Here is a 20,093-nt window from a genome sequence, read left to right as displayed (position 1 = left end):
CGGTTACCAAAGAATGGATATTGGGAGAGGTCGTGTCGTTCGCTGCCTGGCGAACATCTCGAACCGCGGCTTCTCCCTCGATAGCCATGATCATTTTTTGGGACCGGATAACAATGGTAAAGGCACTCATTTCCAATCAGCGCTATGCTGTGTTCTGTTGTGTCGGAGTGGCTGCGTTCGCCTCTCTTGGTGCCGCCATATTGTACAGCGGCTGGCTGTTCATTGTTGCTGCAGTCTGCGGCGCATTGTTCGTTCTCGGTATTTGCGATCTGCGCCAGCATAGACACGCGATTTTGCGCAACTATCCGGTCGTCGGACACCTGCGCTTTCTGCTTGAAAGCATCCGACCGGAGATCCGGCAGTATATCATCGAAAGCGATAACGACGCCGTTCCATTCAATCGGCAGGATCGCGGCCTTGTCTATCAACGCGCCAAAGGCGAGGAGGACAAACGACCGTTCGGCACAATCGAGAATGTCTACGGCTCCGGCTATGCCTGGCTTACCCATTCAGCGACACCAGTTACCATCGCCGATACGGATTTCCGCGTGCGGGTCGGCGGCCCGGCTTGCAAACAACCCTATGATGCCAGCCTCTACAATATCTCTGCCATGAGTTTCGGTGCGTTGTCGGCCAATGCCATACTGGCGCTCAATACGGGTGCGCGAAAGGGTGGGTTCGCCCACGATACCGGTGAAGGCAGCATCAGCCGATACCACCGCCGGGGCGGCGGCGATCTGATTTATCAGGTCGCGTCCGGCTATTTCGGCTGCCGGGGCGACGATGGCCAGTTCTCTGCGGAAAAATTCGCCCGGCTTTCTGCGGACCCCCAGATCAAGATGATCGAGATCAAGCTGAGTCAGGGCGCCAAGCCTGGCCATGGCGGTATGTTGCCGGCATCGAAGATTTCACCCGAAATCGCCGAAGCCCGCGGCATCGCCATGGGGATCGATTGCACTTCGCCTGCGGCACACAGCACGTTTTCCACACCGATTGGCTTGATGCAGTTCGTGGGCCAACTGAGGGAGCTTTCAGGTGGAAAACCGGTCGGTTTCAAGTTGTGCATCGGCCACCGACGTGAATTCATGAGCATGGTCAAGGCCATGCTTCAGACAGGTATCGTACCCGACTTCATCGTCGTTGACGGCGCTGAAGGTGGTACAGGCGCTGCCCCCGTGGAGTTTGCCAACCGTGTGGGAATGCCTATGCTCGAGGGTCTCACCTTCGTTCACAACACGTTGCGCGGAGCTGGTATTCGCGGCCAGGTCAGGATCGGTGCCGCAGGAAAGATCGTGTCCGCATTCGATATTGCACGCACTCTGGCGCTCGGAGCTGACTGGTGCAATGCCGCGCGCGGTTTCATGTTTGCGATCGGCTGCATTCAGGCGCAGTCCTGTCACACCAACAAATGTCCGGTCGGCATCGCGACCCAAGACCCCACACGCCAGCGCGCGATTGACATCGGCGACAAGAGCGACCGCGTAGCCCGGTTCCATCGCAACACCATGCGGGCGCTTGGGGAAATTGCTGGGGCGGCGGGTCTCAACGATCCGAGCAACTTCATGCCCTACCACTTCATGTTCCGGCAAAAGGACAACGAGTTCCTCGACGGCAACGAAGCCTACCCCTACCTTCCCGAAGGATTTCTCGTGGCGGGAGAGGAAATATCCGAGCTGGCCGATTGGCACGATCGCTGGGACCGCGCCAGCGCCGAGAGCTTTGCGCCACCCGAGATCCCGCATGGACCTTTTCGGAAACGTAAGGCAGCGTGACGGCTTGCCCGGGAAAATGTGCGCTTGAACAGGCATTCCAGCCTGATCGGTCACAGGCGCCTTCGGCTCTTCTGAAATTTTCTCAGGGGATTGAGCGTCACGATCCCGGCTGCCAAGGCCTTTTCGGGCCGCAGCCGCCGGAATCGCGGGCTACGCTCTGGTGCATGCCTCAGGCTCCGGAGATCTGGAGGTAGCCCCTGTAGAGCATGTATCCAGCGACGACGAAGATGAGGAGCGCGAAGAAGCTATTCAGCGCGCCTTTTCGGGCGGCAAGCTTCCTGGCCGCGAAACCTCCGACAAATCCGCCAATCACGCCGCCGCCAATGAAGACTGCCGCCAGAGCCCAGTCGACGAGGCCGGAGAAGGCGTAGTTCAAAGCTGTCGTCAAACCGAAGGCGGTTACGGCGACGAGGGATGAGCCGATGGCGAAAAGGATCGGCATGCCTGTCGATGCGATCAAGCCGGGTACGATGAGGAAGCCGCCGCCGATGCCGAAGAAGCCGGAAAAGATGCCGGTCAGTCCGCCGAAGGTAACGACCTTCAAAGCATTCTCGCGCGAGCATTGTGCGCCTGGATCTCCTTCAGCGCCTCGGCCCTTGAACATCAGCGCGCCGACGACAAGCATGAGAAGGGCAAACAGGATCAGCAGGTGCTGCCCGTCGACGATTTTGCCGACGGTAGACCCGATCAAGGCGCCCGCAATGCCCGATAAACTGTAAATCCCGGCGCAGCGCCATTTGACGTTGCCGAAGCGCGCATGGCCGACGAGATTGGCGAAGGCATTGACGGCAACCGCAAATGCGCTTGTCCCGATTGCGAGGTGCGGGCTCTGAACGCCGACTACATAGACCATCAATGGTACCGCAAGGATCGAGCCGCCGCCGCCGAAGAGGCCGAGGGTGAAGCCCACAAGCATACCGGAAAACGCGCCGAGCGCGTATTGGATGGGTTCCAGATACATGTCTAAACCTTGCTGTTGGCCGCGCGCTCAGGCGGCAACTTTACATTTTGCCCGGTAGACGGGCGTGCTTGCGAGTTCAGGTGCCGCGCCTGATACGTCGCCGGCAGCGTTGCTGACCACCCCGTCCCTGACCGGGATATTCTGGCAAGCTCGGTCATTTCAGAAAGAGCCTACTGCGGAGAAACGGATAGGGTGTTGGTTAGCCTGCGGTGATACGTAGTTTCCTCCTCGCGGATTATTGCGTCGCTGCGGAAGGGCGACCAAAAGTCAAGCGATGGATGATCATACCGGCAAGCATAGCTGTGACGAACAGGCCGGCCTGCCAATGGCCAGTGATGAGTGCGGCTATTGCCGGACCCGGGCAGAGGCCGACGAGCCCCCAGCCAAGACCGAAAAGCACGGCGCCGCCGACCAGCGCGACGTCGGGGCGGCCGTTTGCAGGAACATGGAACCGGTCGTCGAAGGCGGGCGCAGCTTGCCGTTTGCGGATCCAGTAGGCGATCGAGGAAGGAAGCAAAGCGCCGCCCATGACGAAAGCGAGCGATGGATCCCAGTTACCGGCAATATCGAGAAAGGCGAGCACGCGCGCCGGGTTGATCATGTCGGAAACGACGAGACCCATGCCGAACAGAAGACCGCACAGGATCGCGGCAAGGATTCTTGCAAGCATCATACCGGACCTCCCGTGACAAGGTGGACGACGAAGACAGTCGCCGCGGCGACGGTCATGAAGGTGAGCGTCGCGACCAGCGAGCGCGGCGACAGCCGCGCAAGGCCACAGACGCCGTGCCCGCTCGTGCATCCCGAGCCGAGCCGCGTTCCAAAACCGACCAGGAGGCCGGCAATGACGAGCAGTGGCGCTGACGATGTGACGACGATCTCTGGCTGGCGGATGAAGGCCGAAGCGAGTGCCGCACCGGCGAGAATGCCGCCCAGGAAGCCTATTCCGAGCTTGCTGAAGCCAGCGCCGGTGAGGCCGATCGCAGCGGCCGTGAGGCCGGAAATCCCGGCGATCCGACCGGTCGTCAGGAGATAAAGACCTGCCGAAAGGCCGATGAGAAGACCGCCTGCCAGCGGCCACATCATATTGAAGTCGTTCATTGCGATCACAGCGTATTTAGAGGGATCTTGAGATACCGTACGCCGTTATCCTCGGCGGGCGGCAATTGGCCAGCGCGCATGTTCACCTGCACGGAGGGCAGGATCAGCTTGGGCATGGCAAGCGTTGCGTCGCGCTCGGTGCGCATCTTGTAGAACTCGTCCTCGCTCACACCGTCGCGAACGTGGATGTTGCCGGTGCGTTCGGCGCCGACGGTGGTCTCCCAGGCGTAGTGATCGCGGTCGGGCGCCTTGTAATCATGGCAGAGAAACATGCGCGCCTCGTCCGGCAGTTTCATGAGACGCCGGATCGACCGATAAAGCTGGCGGGCGTCACCGCCAGGAAAGTCGCAGCGCGCCGTGCCGTAATCCGGCATGAACAGCGTGTCGCCGGGCAGGACGGTGTCGCCGACGATATAGGCGAGGCAGGCGGGCGTATGGCCTGGAACATGCAGGACTGTCGCATCGAGGTTGCCGATCTTGAAGCGATCACCATCGTTGAACAGCAGGTCGAATTGGCTGCCGTCGCGCTGGAACTCTGTGCCTTCGTTGAAGATTTTACCGAAGGCTTCCTGGACACGAATGATCTCCCGTCCGATCGCAAGCTGACCACCAAGTTCGGCCTGGAGAAGGGGGGCGGCCGAAAGATGGTCGGCATGAGCGTGGGTCTCGAGCAGCCACTGCACTTCGAGGCCTTCTGATTTGACGTAATCGATCAGCTCTTGTGCGGAGGTGTTCGTGGTGCGGCCGGATGCTGCGTCATAATCCAGCACACTGTCGATGATGGCGCAGGCATTCGACTGCGGATCGCGCACCACATGGCTGATCGTGAAAGTCTGATCATCGAAGAACGATGTGACGATGGGACGTTTCGCGGGGTCGGCGAGGGCGTTCTCGACGAGCGAGCGGGCAAATTCAAGGGGCAGGTCGGTGCCAGGGTCGTTCATGGCGGTGATCCTCCGTGAGTGATTTCGTGATATATACATATTTACATTAAATATGCAAGTGTGTATATTCTGGCTTCCGAAGTGCTTTGCAGCTATCACATGGGAAACCGACCGCAGCCAGGATTCGACGATGAACGAAATGACGATTCCTCCCGCCATCCCTCCGCGCTTGAATGATCTCGCGCCAGGCTTTGCCGCGCGCTCGACGGCCGGGCCGATCACGTTGTCGGCCTTCCGAGGTCGATGGGTCGTGTTGTTCTCGCACCCTGCGGATTTCACGCCGGTCTGCACCAGCGAATTCATAGCGCTTGCTCGCGCGGCTCCGCAGTTCGAGAAACTCGACTGTGCCCTCCTGGGCCTTTCGGTCGACAGCCTTAACTCCCACATTGCTTGGATTCGCGATATCCATGAGCGGTTCGCGGTGAAGGTGACCTTCCCGATTGTCGAGGACGCCGCGATGGTGATCTCGCGCGCCTACGGAATGATCGACAGCTCCTCCGAGAGCAGCGCGACCGTGCGGGCCACTTACGTCATCGACCCGGCCGGCGTAATCCGGGCGATTGTCTGGTATCCTATGAATGTCGGCCGCTCGGTCGATGAATTGCTGCGTCTTGTCGCCGCGATCCAGACTACCGAACGGGAAGATGCCTCCACCCCCGAGGGCTGGAGGCCGGGTGATGCGCTGGTCGAACAGGCGCTGATTGCTCAGATGGATGGAGACGATCTGCGTGAGGGCGAAACCTGGTACTTCCGGGAGAAGCGGGCATGAGCGGGAAGCCCAGCGTATCGCTGGAGACGATGATCGCCAAGGCGCCGGAAGCAGCGGATTTCATGCGCCAGTTCAGCAATGCAAACCGCCTCATGCTGTTGTGTCAGATCGCCAGGCAGGAATCGTCGGTCAGCGATATTCAGGAGGCGCTCGGCATGAAACAACCGGCCCTTTCTCAACAACTTGCCGAGCTCCGGCAGGCCGGCCTGGTCAAGACGCGGCGGCAGTCCCGCCAGATCTACTATTCGATCGCGGATGGCCGCGCCGAGGCGGTAATGGACCTGCTCTTCAACCTGTTCTGCGGCGTGGAGACGGCTGCTCCCGGAGTGGCGGTGGAAGCGGTGAAACCGCTAGCCTCGGGTGCGCCGTCCGTTGGGGTTGACGCCGCACATTTTGCACGCATCCTACCCGCCCGATAGTTGCGTTAAACACGTAAGCGAAGCGCCCCTTTATTTCCACACCCATCGTCAAGTACGCGGAGACTGCCGACATCACGGACGGTCTATGAAGTCGGTCCTCGAGCTTGCGATCAAGCCGGTTGGATAAATGTCGAACTCAATTGACGTGGCGCAAGGAAGCCGGTCCGCTTCATTGTTAGTGTGTCGGATGTTCATACGACTGCAGGCGAATACCTAAGCGCGGACGCGGACAGCCCCCCGCACCGGATTCCCTGCTTCGAAGGGAGAACGCATATGACACCGGCAAAACTCGCACATGTGGCGATTGTCGCCACGCTCATTGCAGGCAGCCCCACGCTTTCCTTCGCACAGGCGGCCCCCGCCGAAGAACAAGATGCGCAGCCAGGTTACTCCGAGGCTATGCCGGGTGTGATGATGGGGGGGAGGCGCTACGGCATGATGGGTGGCATGCGGCCCAATATGATGCCGGGTCATATGATGAAGATCATGTTTGTGATTGCCGATGTCGATGGCGACGGCGCCCTTTCGTTCGAGGAAGTCACCACGATCCATAAGCGAATCTTCGACAAGGTCGATGCGAACAATGACGGCAAGGTGACTCCCGAGGAAATGCAGGCCTTCATGCGTGATCAATAGGGGCTGGGAACGAGCTTCCTTGCGGCAAAAACACCATCAATGTCCGTGCAAACCGCATCTGTAGCATCGCGAGGCTCATCCGGTCTGCGCTGTGGCTGCGCGTAATCTAGCCTACCATTCTACAGCAGCAGGCGACGAGATCGGATCGGACCCATTCCATGACCTATACAATTGACAAGACGATTGATGGAACACCGTTTGCCACCGTGGTTGAGAGAACCAAAGATGCGTTGGGCAAACACGGATTTGGCGTGCTGACGGAGATAGACGTCAGAAGCACGATGCGGAAGAAGCTCGATGCTGACGTCGGCGACTATCTTATCCTTGGTGCCTGCAATCCGAGCATGGCGCTGGAGGCCATGAAAGTGGAGCCGAAAGTCGGAGCAATGCTTCCATGCAATGTGATTGTCAGATCTCTTGCCGGCGGCAATGTCATGGTGAGTGCGATTGACCCTGTTGCCTCGATGCAGGCGATTGAAAACACCAAATTGAAGGAGGTCGCCGCAACCGTTCGAGACTTGCTCGTGCAGACTGTCAAAAGCATCTGACATCCGGCCTGCACTAAACCGGCAACCGCTCAACGAGACACGCCGAACCGGGATAATGACAACGCGCACGTTTGCACAGCTTCACATTGGGCCTCGCGGGAGCGGGCGTTGAGGCAGATCGAGGCGCAAAGCCGGTGTCGTGGCTCACTTGTGGCCAATCGAACAGCGGGTTCGCCGTTCGATGCGAGGGTCGCGATCGCAGAATACGATGCTTCGACCTATGATCGCAGAAGCGTTCAGTTCTCGCCGGGGCTGTGACAAAGCTACCCTGAGCCTGCCGGCTTCTCGTGCTTCAGCAATCCGCAGCCCCATCCAAATTCCTGGCGTCTTCGAGAAGGAATTGTCCCACGTCTATCCGGCGGCTTCGAAAGCCGACGGCACAATAGTGGAAATAGTAGCGCCACATCCGTTTGAAGCGTGCATCAAAACCAAGCGGCTCGATCAGATGCCAAGCTTCAACAAACGCCTTGTCCCAAGCAAGAAGTGTCCTGTCGTAGTCCGCGCCGAAGAACGTCTCATTCGGCACGGCCAGTCCCTGTTCCGCCGCCGCGGATCTAAAGGCCGCGGGAGAAGGCAGCATTCCACCGGGAAAAATATAGGTTTGTATGAAATCGGCATTGCGTCGGTATCTTGCGAAATGACTGTCGGCGACGGTGATGACTTGGACCAGGGCACGACCACCCGGTTTCAGGAGCTTGCGCAGTGCATCGAAATATTTGGTCCAGTTTTCCTCTCCGACTGCTTCGAACATTTCGATCGAAACGATCTTGTCGAACTGCCCCTGGCAGTCACGGTAGTCCTCAAGTCTGATCCGCGATTTGTCGCTGAGACCTGCCGCCGACAGACGCTCTCTGGCAAAGTGTTCCTGCTCGCGCGAAAGCGTGAGCCCAGTCACCCGGCAGCCCTTCTCGCGTGCTGCATATTCTGCAAAGCCCCCCCAACCGCAGCCGATCTCCAGAACGTGGTCGTCCGGGCCCAGCTCGAGTATTTCGGCAATGCGGGCGTATTTCGTCAACTGCGCGTCTGCGAGGCACTGGTCGTCGCGAAGAAAGAGCGCAGACGAATACGTCATCGTCTTGTCGAGCCACAGACGGTAGAATTCATTGCCGAGATCATAGTGGAAAGCGATGTTTCGACGGCTGCCGGCGCGTGTGTTGGCCCGAAGGCGGTGTCGCATGAATGCGGCAAGCCTGGCTGGCCAAGCAGCGTCGAGGAGAGTGCCAAATGCCGCTTCGTTGGCGTGGCCGAGTTGCAGCAGCGCCCCGAGATCCGGAGTATCCCAGTCGCCATCGATATAACTCCGGGCAAATCCCAGACTGCCACCACAAGCCAGTTTCCATACCAGCTTGGACGACTGCACATCGAGCCTCGCCGATGGGCCAGGCAGCGAGCCTTGGGCAATGTGTTCGCAGCCATTGGGAAAACGGATTGTAAGCTGCCCTCTGGTGATCCTGTTGGCCCAGCCGCAGACAAGACGAGTCCACGACGGCAAGCGCGCGCTCGCCGAGATCTTTCCAATGTTGCTCATCATGAATTGCGTCCGGACATCGTGCGCTCAACGATTGTCGTCAAGGCCCCGGAAGGATCCGAACGCCCCGACCCAACGATTGCAACCCGCCGCGCATGGTCCGGCAATTTCCTATCCGTCTGAATTCGCATCTAATATCTTTTCTAATTGCTGCATTTCTGAACGGATACGCAACCAGGGGTGCGCTGGATCGGTTGAGGCAGAAATTTCGCAAGGCGTCGATCCCGCCACAGCAAGGCGCGTTTAAGGCTTCATAACCATGGCTTCCACAAGCCCGGGTAGCGCTGCCGTCATCGAACCTTCGGGGACACGTCAATCGCTCTACCAATCGATGGGCGTGCCGTCGTATGCAAGGAAACGACCTGTATCTGCGGGGCCAAGGCGACCAAGAACGTTGAGCATCGCTCTGGCGCTCTCTTCGGGAAGCATTCGCTGGCGGCCAGCGGCATAATTCACCGAAAGCTTGGTTGCCACAGTTCCTGGATGAAGCCCGACGACGGTGGCTTGCGGATGGGTGCGGTTGATTTCGATGGAAGCGGTGCGAACAATCTGGTTGAGTGCTGCTTTGGAGGCCCGGTAGGAGATCCAGCCTCCGAGGCGATTGTCACCGATTGAACCAACTCTTGCGGAAAGGAACGCCATCAAGCTCCTTTCGCGCCGAACGAGCTTTGGCACGAAATGCTTTAAGATGAGCGCTGTGCCAAGCGCGTTGAGTGCGAACTGTTTCATCATCGCATCCGGTGCGATTTGCCGAAGCGACTTCTCCGGCCCCACCCCATCGATCGTCAATCCTCCTGTCGCACAGAAAATCAGATGAATCTCTCCCTCGATACACGCCGCAGCGGCCGCGACACTTTGCTCGTCTGTTACGTCAAGGCCATCGTGCCTGCGTGAAAGCCGAACAAGCTCACGGCAATCCGGATCAATGCCGATTTGATCGGCAATCGCAGCACCTATTCCCCCGCTCGCTCCAATGACCAGCGCACGGTAGTCGTTCGGTAGAGATGCAAGTCGCATTTGAATGTGTCCTCGTTAAACATCGAGCCCGTCATCGAGTTTCTTCAGGAAGGCATTGGCGCTTAGTCGATATTCACTTTTCATACTCTCGTTCATCCGTGCCCAGGCCGCATAAGGTTGCGCGAGCCGCCGGTTGGTGGAAAGCCTGTCGATGTTGCGATCGAGGAAATCCCAATAGAGGGCATTGAAAGGACAGGCACCTTCTCCCGTCTTGCGGCGCACGTCGTAGCGGCAGGCGTCGCAATAGTCAGACATTCGCGAGATATAGGCGCCGCTGGCCGCATAGGGCTTCGAGCCCAGCAATCCGCCGTCGGCGAACTGGCTCATACCAATCACGTTGGGCAATTCCACCCATTCGTAGGCATCCGCATAAACCTCCAGATACCACTCGTGCACCGCATGGGGATCAAGACCGGCGATCATGGCGAAGTTGCCGGTCACCATCAGTCGTTGAATGTGATGAGCGTGGGCGGTGGCGATGGTTTCGCTGATGACTGTCGCAAGGCAGGCCATATTGGTCCGGCCCGTCCAGAAGAACTCGGGAAGGGGACGCGAAGCTGCGAGAAAATTACGCTCCGCATAATCTGGCATGAACCGCCAATAAACACCGCGCACATATTCACGCCAGCCGATGATCTGCCTGATAAATCCTTCGACAGCGTTTAAGGGGGCGCGCCCCTCGAGATAGGACCGTTCGGCCGCATGGCAAAGAGCGAGTGGATCAAGCAGGCCGAGATTGATGTAAGACGATAGAAGAGAGTGGTGGAGATAGGGATCGTCCTTTAGCATCGCATCCTGCGTTGCGCCGAACTCGGGTAGAAAGTCCGTTAGGAACGCATTTGCCGCCCGCTCGGCGTCGGCGCGCGTAACGGCAAGATGAAAGCCCTCAGGGGTCCCCATGTGCCCGTGGAAGCGCGCCTCCACCAGTTGTGCAACTTGGCATGTCGTCGCATCCGGCTCAAATCGAATGCGCTCGGGGCGAAAAAGATCTGGCTTTGCAGGTTTTCGGTTTTCGCAGTCGAAATTCCAGCGACCGCCGAGCGGCGCGTCGCCTTGCATCAACAAGCCGGTTTTCCTCCGCATCTCGCGATAGAAGAACTCCATCGTCAGTTCGCGGCGACCGTTAGCCCAATGCGCGAATTCCGCGTGCGAACAAAGGAAGCGATTATCCTGACGAATGTCGACGGGAATGCCAATTTCCGATTGCCAGAGCTTGGCAGCTTGCATCACCCGCCATTCCCCTGGTTCGGTCACTGTCACACGATGTGGTCGAAGCGTCTCAACCGCACGCTTCAACTCGCCGGTGAACGAGCCGGAATTGTTCGCCTCGTCGAGGTGAACATATCGAACCTCGAACCCTCGCGCGCGAAGCTCACATGCGAAATGGCGCATAGCGGACAGGATCAGCACGATCTTCTTGCGGTGATGGCGCACATAGGTTGTCTCCTGTGCCACTTCGCACATCAGAACCACGTCGCGCCGTGGGTCTGCCCCACTCAGGCTCGAAATTTCAGGCGAGAGCTGGTCGCCCAGGATGAAGATGAGATTTCTACAGCAGGCCATGATCTCTGGAACCGGTTGGGCATACTGTCGTTGTACGCACCCGCCCCGCGGACGGATCGCCTAGGTCCCGCGGATTCCGCGACTTGTCGATTGGGAAGGCGGTTTCAAAGATGTGCGGCATCGCATTTCGACCACGGCGTTGCGAGAGGCTGTCGCGGTTTCAGCGGCGCCGTGGAACGGGCCATCGCTCGTACCGGAAGCGATACGGTGTTGCGCTCTACCGATTTAGGAAGGGACCTTGCGCGCTAAACCGCGGTACCGACAAGCGCACCGATGCCTGCCGTCAGCGCCATGGCGAAGGCGCCCCAAAAGGTTACCCGGGCAGTCGCTTTGATCACATTCGCGCCGCCCGCCTTTGCTCCAATTGCGCCAAGGAGTGCGAGGAATACGAGCGACGCGATTGAGACCGCGATGACAAGGCTGTCCGCTGGTGCGATCACCACCATTCCGAGGGGCATGATCGCTCCAACGGCAAACGTACATGCCGATGTGAGGGCGGCTACGACAGGTTGTGCCGTCGTGATTTCCGAGATCCCCAGTTCGTCCCGTGCATGAGCTTTCAAGGCATCTTTTGCCATCAGTTGGTCTGCGACCTGCCTTGCCAGTTGGATCTCGACGCCGCGCTCGACGTAAATCTGCGCCAGTTCCTCGCGTTCAAACTCTGGTTGCGTGGCGAGTTCGCTTGTTTCGCGGGCCAGATCCGCCTGCTCGGTGTCCGCCTGCGAGCTTACCGAGACATATTCACCAGCCGCCATCGACATGGCGCCTGCAACCATGCCTGCGATGCCGGCGATCAGTATTTCGGAGCTGGCGGCCGAAGCGGAGGCGACACCGACGATAAGGCTTGCAGTGGAAACGATACCGTCATTGGCGCCAAGGACCGCAGCCCTAAGCCAGCCAATGCGCGAGACGAGATGGTTTTCGCGATGCATGCGGCTCATGTTTTTCTCCTCGCCGTTGCGTCAACGTGCACCGCCGCGGCGGCCGCAGCCGTGGCGATCTGTCGGTGACGCCTGTGGCAACAACGGATACACGATCAACTGGGATGCTACGTGGATGGTTGTGTCGCCGAACTGCGGGAGCGACGATCGTTGCGGAGGGGTTCTGCCGGCCGCCACTCGATAGTCCAGCATTCTCAATGCTCCCATTTGAAATCTGCCAGGCGGAATCTGATGCAATAAACGTTATCATGCCGTCCGGGAGGGGGCTTGACCGACATCAACAAAACGAGGGCGAGGCGCAGCATCGCAAACTCGCGACAAGGACGTAGTGGAAGCTGAAATCGGGCAGGCGTGCGCGCCGGGAGGGCGGCGCTTCCTCTTTGAACGTGATACGTATCAAGCTAAGGTTCACGATCACCGGGCCTTCGAGCGGAGCGGCTTTGCGGGATACTCGACGGCACGGTAACGTGTGAAGGCCGCACCTTTACGTTGCGTTGGCGTTCAACAAATCTGATCCATTGCGCCCTGCAATCTTGGGCTCCCGATTTATTGCTGGCAGTGGCGGCCGTTCCACGAATGCGACCGGTGCTCGCTTTAATAGGGAACATGAGAATGTTGTAAAGATCAGGCTGTGATCCAGGCGCAAGGGAAGAGCCACGTTGATTGGGGAGGCGCCATGAGGCAGTTTGAAAACCCTGAGGATGCAAGGACACTTGCTCTTGCGATCGTTGAAACCATTCCGGAACCATTCGTGGTCCTGGACGACAGTTTTTGCGTTGTTGCTGCGAACAACGCGTTTTATTCGACGTTCGAAATCGATCCTAGCCATTCACACGGGATCACATTCTTCGATCTCGCTAGCGGGCAATGGGATATACCGGTCCTGCGCGATCTCCTGACGACGGCAATCCAGCAGCACAGACCCATCGCCGGATTCGAATTCGAGCGCGATGTATCCAAGCTTGGCAGGCGTACGATGCTCCTGACGACTATGACCGTCGGCTACGATGGCGCACTGCGTTCCAACACCCTGTTGGTGTTTAGGGATGTAACGGAAGCAAGGAAGGCCGAGGCGGACAAGCAGGCCTATCTGGAGCGCACGGAGGCGTTGCTGGCCCAACAGCGCGTCCTGTTTCAGGAGATGCAGCACAGGGTCGCCAATAGTCTTCAAATTATTGCCAGTATCCTGATGCTAAAGGCTCGTGCCGTCACATCACAAGAGACGCGTCACCATCTTGAAGATGCCCATCAAAGGGTGATGTCGGTGGCTGCAGTCCAGAACTACCTGTATCTCACAGATGGCATCGACCAGATCGAAGTCGCCGCTTATCTGAACAAACTTTGCGCGGGATTGGCAAAGTCTATCGTGCTCGACAGCAATCCAGTGAGGATCGATGTTACAGCGAATGAAAGCTGCATTCCGTCGCAGACCGCGGTCAGTCTGGGCCTAATCGTGACCGAGTTGGTTATTAACGCAGTAAAATATGCTTTCCCTCGGCCAAAGCCGGACGCTCGTGTTCTCGTGAGCTATGAGGTGCAAGACACGGCGTGGAAATTGGTCGTCTCTGACAACGGCGTTGGCAAAGGCGCGGTTCAGGGGAACCCGAAGCCCGGTTCCGGCTTCGGCACTCTCATCATAGAGGCGCTGGCCAAGCAACTCGATGCGCGGGTTGAGACCTCATCAAGTTCGACGGGGCTGAGCGTTTCGATTACCCACGCAACCTTCACGTCCCGGATGCCCAACACCGCGTGACGATATATGGCGGGCGTGCCCGCCCGGGCGTAAATTGCATGAGAGAACATGCGAACCAAAAATCAAGAAGTTGAGGAGCAAGCCGGGACGGCTTGCGTGCGGCATCGGGGCGCATTCGCCGATGACCGGCCCCCGAAAGGTCTGTTGCCACTGCGGCTTCGAGGACGATCCTCATCAAGAACAAGGCCGATGATGTCCCTGCCGCTGTTTTCGAGCGGAAAAGCAGTCCGAAGCGGAGCGCGGCTGCAACGGCGCGCTCATAGCTTTGGCGACACCCTTCATGCCCCTGTCATGTGGGCTCGGTAGTGCAGCGGCGCACAGGTGCACGCAACCTGCGCGTTACTGACAAGAGGGTACACTAATGACGAAAATTGAAAGCCGTTTCTCCAGGCGGTCGGTCCTGAGAGGCGGAGCAGCGCTAGCAGCCACTGCGGCCGTGTCGCCATACCTGGTATTTCGCGCTCACGCGGCGCCCGCGACGGGCGAATTGGCCATGATCGCCAGCACGCCGAACCCGAACGGTGCCTTGGAGAAGCTCTATCTGCTTAAAGGTGACCCTCTTGCGGGACCGATCCAGTCGATCGTCACTGAAGCAGGGGCGCCGATTCCTGCCTCCGGCCTTGAGCAGGGCGAGCGCCGACTGGTGCGGCTGATGCACTTCAACGACATGCACAATCACATCACCGAAATGCATGCGAAGAAGGGCGACACTCACGTTTTTTCGCAGATGGTCAAGCAAGTGAAAACGCTCCGCGCCGGCGCCGCCGACGACGAGGTGGTCTTGTTCATCTCCGGTGGTGACGACCACACCGGCTCAATCTTCGACGAGTTGATGGGCTGGTCGCCACAGGAATTCATCGCTGATGCCGGATATAGGGTCTACTCGGCCGGAGGCGTCGATGTTGCGGTGCTGGGCAACCATGAATTCGACCGCGGCGCCGAAGTGCTCAAGAAGGGCATTGCCACAGATGCTCGCTTTCCGCTGCTCTCCGCCAATGTGCATGGATCGGCTTTCTTGAAGCGCGACGATGACTACGTGGCTGCCGCCATTGGCGAGGTAAAAGGGCTGAGGATAGGCTTTGTCGGCCTCACTACCTCCGTCGATACCCGTGTGGGGCAGCCTGCCGATCCGGGATTGGCGGTTGCGAGCCCGCTCGATGCGGTACGCAACGTGCTGCCGGCGCTGGCCTCGATTACCGACATGGTCGTGGTGTTGTCGCACTGCGGTTATGGCAGCGAGCAGCACAAGAGCGGTAAGGCGGGCACAACACGGACCATTGGCGAAGGCGATTTTGCAATCGCCGAAACCATCGCCCCGCTGACGGACAAGCCGATCGTGATCATCGGCGCTCACACCCACACCAAGCTCAATGCCGATGGCATAGACCCTCACAATATGGTCGAGGGCGTTCTGATCACCCAGGCCCAGGCACATGGTGCCTTCCTGGGGGAGATCGCCATGTCGATCCGCGCCGAAAATGGTCGCAAGGGATGGTTCAGTTCAGTTGGGCTGCGCCCCACCAAGAGCCGAGACGAGCGCGTCAAGGCTGGCGAACCCGGCTTCGAAGCTCTCGAACAAGAGGAAGATTATGATGTCGATTTCGAACAGGCCCACGTGGCACCGCTCATCAAGGCGCTCGACACCCGTCTGAACGAAGTTATCGGCCAAGTGCCCGACGACCAGCTTGTCTCGACCAAGCGCACCTTCGCCGACCGGTATGTCGGTGAAACGGCCTTGGCAAACTTCATGAACGATGCCCTGGTCAAACGTTCGGAGAACTTCCCGAATGGTCGCATCGATATTGCCTTGTTTAACGCCTCAGGCCTTGCGTCGGGCCTGTCGCAGGGTTCCCTCAGCTTCCGCCAGTGGTATGACGTGATGCCTTATGCGGACGGCGTACACGTGGCCACCATGACCGGGGCGCAGATCCGCGACATGCTCACGAGCAACGCAAAACGCATCCTGCGGCCGGAGGAGGTCGACAAGGTCGATACTTCGGCGTTTGTGTCGCGCGGATTCCTGCACTTTTCTTCCGCCTTGCGTTACGCCATCAAGCTCAATGGCAGTGCTCGCGAGGCCGAGGCGTTTGATATCACAATAGCGGGCAAGCCGATCGAGCATGCACTTGATCAGAATTACAAGGTGGCGTTCAACACCTATGTTGCACTTGGGGGATTTGGCGAGACCTGGAACGGTAAGCCGATTGGCGGCGATGTCCCCGGACAGATCCCCAGCATGGATCTCAGGAGCCTGCCGTTTGACCACACCGGATTGATTTATCGCAATGAGGTGGTGGCCATGATCCGCGAAGTCAGAACCGTGGGGACACAAACGGGTGTTGCGCTCGATCAAAGGGTTCATCTCCTCCGCTAGATCCACTGCACCGAGGGGAGTGCGATGACATGCAAAACCGCGTTTCCGAACGAGACGCGGTTTTGCGTGTGGTGGGTCGGACGGCCTGTCAGGGGCCTCAAGATCATTGCAAGCCCTCCCTGGACAGACGATCTACCAGTGGGTTGGGAATGTTACTCGACTGTACAAAGCCATTGGCGATGGTGAAGCCGGCAGAAATCATGCGGTGGCCTTGCAGCTGACGCGCCATTTTCAGTTGGTGCTGTTTTTGCGCCCATAGAGTGCGATGGCTGGGGCCGGGCGTGGGGGAGGAAATGACGTGGGCTGCGAAACTGCGGCTTGGCGCAAAGGAAGGACGTCCGCTGCCGGTCAACAGGACGGGAGAAAGCGGACGTCCGCAGGCAAATGATAAGACTGTAATTTCATGCGTTAATTGCGACGTTTCCAACCCGTGATCATCGAGATCACGAGATTCTCGCGGTGCTCCAGGCTCGCCAAAATGACGCCGACGACATGCAGGCATACCAGGGCAATCGTCAGGTAAACCAGGGTTTTATGGACATCTTCCACCCACTCCATGCCCCAAAACACATCCGTGGTCATCATGTACCCGGTCAGACCGATACAGGTGACCATCGATAATAGTGCAATGACCATGGCTCCCCCTGCCGGGTTATGGCCGAGGTAGCGTTTGGCACGCAGTCGCGCAGTATCGAAAAGGAAGCGCGCGACAACGTGTGGAGCGTAGATGAAGTTGGCGAAACGGGCGTGTTCGGAGCCGACGATGCCCCAGAGAACGCGAACAGATATAATGCCCAGAATGATATAGCCGGAAAGCACGTGCGCTGCCTTCCACTCATCGCCTGTCAGGAACGAGAAGGTGAACATACCGACCAGACACCAGTGGAAAATACGCACCACGGGATCCCAAACCTTGACCCGTACCGGCCGCTGATCGCGACCGGTGTTGAGGGGGGCAAATTCGTCGGGAGCCATCCGCATCAATCGTCTCCGTCAACGCCGACTTGAACGCCTGTCTGCGGATTGAAGAGAGCTTCAACCTTGTTGCCGTCCTTGATCCCGTAGACCTCGTAGCAACCGTCTTCGACCTTGATCTTGCGAACGTCGAAGCCGAGTTCGGTGGCCTTGGATTTCATCGCATCCTCGGTCATCCATTGGTTCTGCGGTACGTTTCCGCATTTCGCGTCGTCGTCTGCATGGGCGACGCCAGCCAGGGCTGTCAGGGTAAGCAGGGTTGCAGCGAGAGATTTCATCATCGACAATGCTCCGTTGTTGAGTTCGGCCGGGCACCAATGCTCGAACCGATGCCGAACCTAGGCCACGGGGACTGAGCGATAGCTGACCGAGAATGTCAGCGAAATTTCAGCTTTGAGATGATATTGAGAGACATGGGATTTGATCGTTTGAGATGGCTGCTGAACACCTTCGAAATAGCGGTGGTCGCCTCTGTCATTCTGGGCGTGGCGTTCGGCGGCACAGTTGACGCACACGCCGATGACGATAACCGAAAGATGCAGCAGGGCGATGATGCGCGCGAAGGCATCCGCAGGGGGGTCGGCAGCGGCAGCATCAAATCGCTGGCCGCACTTCGCCGTATCGTCCAAGCGCGATTTGACGGCCAGATCGTGTCGACGAAATTCGATCGGGAGCACGGGCGACCAGTCTACGAATTCCGGATTCTTGCGGCGAACGATCGTCTGATAGAGGTCGAGGTCGATGCGGCCACCGGCGATATTCTGGAGGTCGAGAACGAAGAATGAGAATCTTGCTTGTCGAAGACGATCCGCTGATCGCGCGCGACATCGTGAGCAACCTAGAAAGGGCCGGCTTTCTGATCGTGCATGAAAGGGAAGGGGAAGCTGGATGGATTGTTGGCGACAGCGAGGAGTTCGCCGCGGTGGTTCTCGACCTTGGTCTTCCATCCCTTGACGGCCTTTCAGTTCTGAAACGCTGGCGAGATGCCGGCAGGACGGTGCCCGTCCTCATTCTGACGGCGCGTGGCAACTGGCAAGAGCGCGTCGCGGGCATCGACGCCGGTGCCGATGACTATCTGACAAAACCGTTTCAGATGGCCGAATTGCTTGCCCGGCTTCGCGCCATCATTCGCCGAAGTGCAGGTCAGGCAAGTCCGGTCATTTCATTCGGCCCCGTTTCGCTCGACACGCGCACCAAGGTGGTCATGAAGGACGGGTTGGCTGTCGATCTGACGCCTCTCGAATATCGCTGTCTTGCCTTTCTTGCGCACAATCGAGACCGTAGCGTTTCCCAGATCGAACTTACCGAACAGCTCTATGCTCAGGATTTTGATCGCGAGAGCAATTCCGTCGAGGTTCTGGTCGGGCGCTTGCGCCGCAAGCTGGGGCGCGACGTCATCGCCACGCGTCGCGGATATGGCTACCGTCTTGGCGAAGAGCTCGATTGATGCAATCGATCCGCACGCGTTTTCTCCTGATATCGGCGGGCAGTGTTGTGGCCGCGCTGGCAATGGCGAGTATCGTGCTCATCTCGCTCTTCACCCGCAATCTTGAGGACCGCATCGACCAGGAGCTTTCGGGGCATATCAATAATATTGCCGGTTCTCTGCAGTTTGGCGCCGATGGCGCAGTGACGCTCGAGGCGCGGCCTGTGGACCGTCGCTTTGAAGAACCTTATGGCGGGCTCTACTGGCAGGTGGAAGACGATCAACGCGGCACTAGCCTCCGGTCACCTTCGCTTTGGGATTATTCCCTGCCGCTGCCTGATGACGAGCACGAAGTGGGGGCTATTCATCGCTATCGGCTTGCCGGTCCGGAGCTCGCGGACGTGGTCGTGCAGGAACGCAGGATCATCTTCGCCGCACCGGGCGGTCAGCGGGCGATCCGCATCGCGGTCGCTATCGACGCTTCCGTGGTCGAAAACGCCAGCCGCGCCTTCGCATACGATATCGTTCCTTACATGCTGGCGCTTGCCATTTTCCTGGTGGCTGCATCAGTCGCGCAGCTCACGTTCGGTCTTCGACCGCTTTCAGCTGTAAGCGCGGGACTTGACCGGATCAGAGAGCGCCGGGCGGACCGGCTTCAAGGTCCTTATCCGAAAGAACTGACGGGCGTTGTCGACGCCGTCAACCAGTTGCTTGAGGCGCAGGCCAAGCTGATCTCGAAAGCAAAGACGCGCGCAGCAGACCTTGCACACGGATTGAAGACGCCGCTGACAGTACTATCAAACGATGCAGCCACCCTGCGCGAGAGAGGGCAGGGGCAGATGGCCGACGAAATAGCGCACCTGACCGCTATGATGCAGTCTCATGTGGACCGGGAATTGACCCGCAGCCGCATTGCTGCCAGCGCCGGTCTGCGCGCGTCCGACGCCCACCTTGCAGTGTCGATTGCCATGATCGTCAAGACACTGAAACGCACCCCGCGCGGCGAGGCATTGGATTGGTTGATAGACGTCCCGCCCGATATTGTGGTGCCCGTTGACCCAAATGATCTGCAAGAGCTTCTGGGCAGCATCCTCGACAATGCGGTAAAATGGAGCCGCTCCTCCATTCGCGTTACCATGGGTGCCGATGCCGATCGTCGTGTGCTCGTCATCGAGGACGACGGTCCGGGCGCAAGTCCATCCGGACTGAAATCGATGGTGGAACGAGGCAAACGGCTCGACACGTCGATGCCTGGGACCGGCATAGGACTGGCGATCGTCCGCGACATCGCCGATGTCTACGGCCTGCGCCTGACGATTGAGAACAGGGAAGCAGGAGGTCTGCGTGTAGCGATTGGATTTTGAAG

Annotated in this window: 20 protein-coding genes; 10 read left to right on the top strand and 10 right to left on the bottom strand. The window is 58.8% G+C overall.

Features of this window, described 5'->3' with window-relative positions; genetic code table 11:
• Positions 1-113 precede the first annotated feature (113 nt).
• A complete protein-coding gene (locus HT585_RS13860; protein ID WP_176353492.1) occupies positions 114-1,772 on the top strand; it encodes an FMN-binding glutamate synthase family protein in 1,659 nt (552 codons plus the stop codon).
• 169 nt (positions 1,773-1,941) lie between these two features.
• Here HT585_RS13860 and HT585_RS13855 read toward each other — a convergent pair whose 3' ends face one another.
• The 4 genes from HT585_RS13855 to HT585_RS13840 all read right to left on the bottom strand — a co-directional run bounded on the left by HT585_RS13855 (position 1,942) and on the right by HT585_RS13840 (position 4,778).
• Entirely contained in the window at positions 1,942-2,733 is a 792-nt protein-coding gene (locus HT585_RS13855) for a sulfite exporter TauE/SafE family protein (RefSeq protein WP_176353491.1), read from the bottom strand.
• Between the two features lie 235 nt (positions 2,734-2,968).
• Positions 2,969-3,403: a YeeE/YedE family protein gene (locus HT585_RS13850; protein ID WP_176354161.1), complete on the bottom strand. Its 435-nt coding sequence runs from the start codon at positions 3,401-3,403 to the stop codon at positions 2,969-2,971.
• Complete coding sequence (locus HT585_RS13845; RefSeq protein WP_176353490.1) at positions 3,403-3,834, bottom strand: YeeE/YedE family protein; 432 nt, start codon at positions 3,832-3,834, stop codon at positions 3,403-3,405. Before HT585_RS13845 ends, HT585_RS13850 begins: the two co-directional genes overlap by 1 nt.
• Positions 3,835-3,839: 5 nt before the next feature.
• Complete coding sequence (locus tag HT585_RS13840; protein ID WP_176353489.1) at positions 3,840-4,778, bottom strand: MBL fold metallo-hydrolase; 939 nt, start codon at positions 4,776-4,778, stop codon at positions 3,840-3,842.
• 130 nt (positions 4,779-4,908) lie between these two features.
• Between HT585_RS13840 and HT585_RS13835 the strand changes: the two genes are divergently transcribed.
• The 4 genes from HT585_RS13835 to HT585_RS13820 all read left to right on the top strand — a co-directional run bounded on the left by HT585_RS13835 (position 4,909) and on the right by HT585_RS13820 (position 7,150).
• Positions 4,909-5,547, top strand: coding sequence for a peroxiredoxin (locus HT585_RS13835; protein ID WP_176353488.1), 639 nt, complete (start codon positions 4,909-4,911; stop codon positions 5,545-5,547).
• Complete coding sequence (locus tag HT585_RS13830) at positions 5,544-5,966, top strand: ArsR/SmtB family transcription factor (RefSeq protein ID WP_176353487.1); 423 nt, start codon at positions 5,544-5,546, stop codon at positions 5,964-5,966. The genes HT585_RS13835 and HT585_RS13830 overlap by 4 nt, the downstream gene beginning before the upstream one ends.
• 273 nt (positions 5,967-6,239) lie before the next feature.
• The gene (locus tag HT585_RS13825; protein WP_176353486.1) at positions 6,240-6,602 is read left to right on the top strand and encodes an EF-hand domain-containing protein; all 363 of its coding nucleotides are present in this window, start codon (positions 6,240-6,242) and stop codon (positions 6,600-6,602) included.
• Between the two features lie 158 nt (positions 6,603-6,760).
• Positions 6,761-7,150: a DUF302 domain-containing protein gene (locus HT585_RS13820; RefSeq protein WP_176353485.1), complete on the top strand. Its 390-nt coding sequence runs from the start codon at positions 6,761-6,763 to the stop codon at positions 7,148-7,150.
• Positions 7,151-7,442: 292 nt separating this feature from the next.
• On the opposite strand, the gene HT585_RS13815 is transcribed toward HT585_RS13820, so the two are convergent.
• The 4 genes from HT585_RS13815 to HT585_RS13800 form a co-directional block, all read right to left on the bottom strand.
• On the bottom strand, positions 7,443-8,681 hold the full coding sequence (locus HT585_RS13815) for a class I SAM-dependent methyltransferase (protein WP_343213977.1): 1,239 nt from the start codon (positions 8,679-8,681) through the stop codon (positions 7,443-7,445).
• Between the two features lie 318 nt (positions 8,682-8,999).
• Complete coding sequence (locus HT585_RS13810; protein WP_176353484.1) at positions 9,000-9,695, bottom strand: SDR family NAD(P)-dependent oxidoreductase; 696 nt, start codon at positions 9,693-9,695, stop codon at positions 9,000-9,002.
• A 15-nt stretch (positions 9,696-9,710) separates the two neighbouring features.
• Positions 9,711-11,258 (bottom strand): cryptochrome/photolyase family protein, encoded by a 1,548-nt coding sequence (locus tag HT585_RS13805; protein ID WP_176353483.1) that lies wholly within the window; start codon positions 11,256-11,258, stop codon positions 9,711-9,713.
• A 245-nt stretch (positions 11,259-11,503) separates the two neighbouring features.
• Positions 11,504-12,199, bottom strand: a complete 696-nt coding sequence (locus HT585_RS13800; RefSeq protein WP_176353482.1) for a VIT1/CCC1 transporter family protein — start codon at positions 12,197-12,199, stop codon at positions 11,504-11,506.
• Positions 12,200-12,875: 676 nt separating this feature from the next.
• Here HT585_RS13800 and HT585_RS13795 point away from each other — a divergent pair.
• Positions 12,876-13,952 (top strand): sensor histidine kinase, encoded by a 1,077-nt coding sequence (locus HT585_RS13795; protein WP_176353481.1) that lies wholly within the window; start codon positions 12,876-12,878, stop codon positions 13,950-13,952.
• 493 nt (positions 13,953-14,445) lie between these two features.
• Positions 14,446-16,326, top strand: a complete 1,881-nt coding sequence (locus HT585_RS13790) for a bifunctional metallophosphatase/5'-nucleotidase (protein ID WP_210270414.1) — start codon at positions 14,446-14,448, stop codon at positions 16,324-16,326.
• 408 nt (positions 16,327-16,734) lie between these two features.
• Here HT585_RS13790 and HT585_RS13785 read toward each other — a convergent pair whose 3' ends face one another.
• Complete coding sequence (locus HT585_RS13785; protein ID WP_425513744.1) at positions 16,735-17,307, bottom strand: cytochrome b/b6 domain-containing protein; 573 nt, start codon at positions 17,305-17,307, stop codon at positions 16,735-16,737.
• Positions 17,307-17,582: a PepSY domain-containing protein gene (locus HT585_RS13780; RefSeq protein WP_176353479.1), complete on the bottom strand. Its 276-nt coding sequence runs from the start codon at positions 17,580-17,582 to the stop codon at positions 17,307-17,309. The genes HT585_RS13785 and HT585_RS13780 overlap by 1 nt, the downstream gene beginning before the upstream one ends.
• 132 nt (positions 17,583-17,714) lie before the next feature.
• On the opposite strand from HT585_RS13780, the gene HT585_RS13775 reads away from it, so the two are divergent.
• The 3 genes from HT585_RS13775 to HT585_RS13765 are packed head-to-tail and all read left to right on the top strand — an operon-like array spanning position 17,715 to position 20,091.
• A complete protein-coding gene (locus tag HT585_RS13775) occupies positions 17,715-18,086 on the top strand; it encodes a PepSY domain-containing protein (protein ID WP_176353478.1) in 372 nt (123 codons plus the stop codon).
• On the top strand, positions 18,083-18,748 hold the full coding sequence (locus HT585_RS13770) for a response regulator transcription factor (RefSeq protein WP_176353477.1): 666 nt from the start codon (positions 18,083-18,085) through the stop codon (positions 18,746-18,748). The genes HT585_RS13775 and HT585_RS13770 overlap by 4 nt, the downstream gene beginning before the upstream one ends.
• Complete coding sequence (locus HT585_RS13765; RefSeq protein WP_246707682.1) at positions 18,748-20,091, top strand: sensor histidine kinase; 1,344 nt, start codon at positions 18,748-18,750, stop codon at positions 20,089-20,091. The genes HT585_RS13770 and HT585_RS13765 overlap by 1 nt, the downstream gene beginning before the upstream one ends.
• Positions 20,092-20,093 lie beyond the last annotated feature (2 nt).

Origin of the sequence: Ensifer oleiphilus (assembly GCF_013371465.1) — a bacterium.
Classification (GTDB): domain Bacteria; phylum Pseudomonadota; class Alphaproteobacteria; order Rhizobiales; family Rhizobiaceae; genus Ensifer; species Ensifer oleiphilus.
This window is presented reverse-complemented; position numbering and strand designations above follow the sequence as displayed.

Coding starts and splice junctions, on each gene's coding strand:
- HT585_RS13860 (WP_176353492.1), top strand. CDS start 114: ATGGTAAAGGCACTCATTTCCAATCAGCGCTATGCTGTGTTCTGTTGT.
- HT585_RS13785 (WP_425513744.1), bottom strand. CDS start 17,307: ATGCGGATGGCTCCCGACGAATTTGCCCCCCTCAACACCGGTCGCGAT.
- HT585_RS13800 (WP_176353482.1), bottom strand. CDS start 12,199: ATGAGCCGCATGCATCGCGAAAACCATCTCGTCTCGCGCATTGGCTGG.
- HT585_RS13830 (WP_176353487.1), top strand. CDS start 5,544: ATGAGCGGGAAGCCCAGCGTATCGCTGGAGACGATGATCGCCAAGGCG.
- HT585_RS13775 (WP_176353478.1), top strand. CDS start 17,715: ATGGGATTTGATCGTTTGAGATGGCTGCTGAACACCTTCGAAATAGCG.
- HT585_RS13805 (WP_176353483.1), bottom strand. CDS start 11,258: ATGGCCTGCTGTAGAAATCTCATCTTCATCCTGGGCGACCAGCTCTCG.
- HT585_RS13820 (WP_176353485.1), top strand. CDS start 6,761: ATGACCTATACAATTGACAAGACGATTGATGGAACACCGTTTGCCACC.
- HT585_RS13790 (WP_210270414.1), top strand. CDS start 14,446: ATGATCGCCAGCACGCCGAACCCGAACGGTGCCTTGGAGAAGCTCTAT.
- HT585_RS13850 (WP_176354161.1), bottom strand. CDS start 3,403: ATGCTTGCAAGAATCCTTGCCGCGATCCTGTGCGGTCTTCTGTTCGGC.
- HT585_RS13845 (WP_176353490.1), bottom strand. CDS start 3,834: ATGAACGACTTCAATATGATGTGGCCGCTGGCAGGCGGTCTTCTCATC.
- HT585_RS13840 (WP_176353489.1), bottom strand. CDS start 4,778: ATGAACGACCCTGGCACCGACCTGCCCCTTGAATTTGCCCGCTCGCTC.
- HT585_RS13835 (WP_176353488.1), top strand. CDS start 4,909: ATGAACGAAATGACGATTCCTCCCGCCATCCCTCCGCGCTTGAATGAT.
- HT585_RS13795 (WP_176353481.1), top strand. CDS start 12,876: ATGAGGCAGTTTGAAAACCCTGAGGATGCAAGGACACTTGCTCTTGCG.
- HT585_RS13825 (WP_176353486.1), top strand. CDS start 6,240: ATGACACCGGCAAAACTCGCACATGTGGCGATTGTCGCCACGCTCATT.
- HT585_RS13765 (WP_246707682.1), top strand. CDS start 18,748: ATGCAATCGATCCGCACGCGTTTTCTCCTGATATCGGCGGGCAGTGTT.
- HT585_RS13780 (WP_176353479.1), bottom strand. CDS start 17,582: ATGATGAAATCTCTCGCTGCAACCCTGCTTACCCTGACAGCCCTGGCT.
- HT585_RS13855 (WP_176353491.1), bottom strand. CDS start 2,733: ATGTATCTGGAACCCATCCAATACGCGCTCGGCGCGTTTTCCGGTATG.
- HT585_RS13770 (WP_176353477.1), top strand. CDS start 18,083: ATGAGAATCTTGCTTGTCGAAGACGATCCGCTGATCGCGCGCGACATC.
- HT585_RS13815 (WP_343213977.1), bottom strand. CDS start 8,681: ATGATGAGCAACATTGGAAAGATCTCGGCGAGCGCGCGCTTGCCGTCG.
- HT585_RS13810 (WP_176353484.1), bottom strand. CDS start 9,695: ATGCGACTTGCATCTCTACCGAACGACTACCGTGCGCTGGTCATTGGA.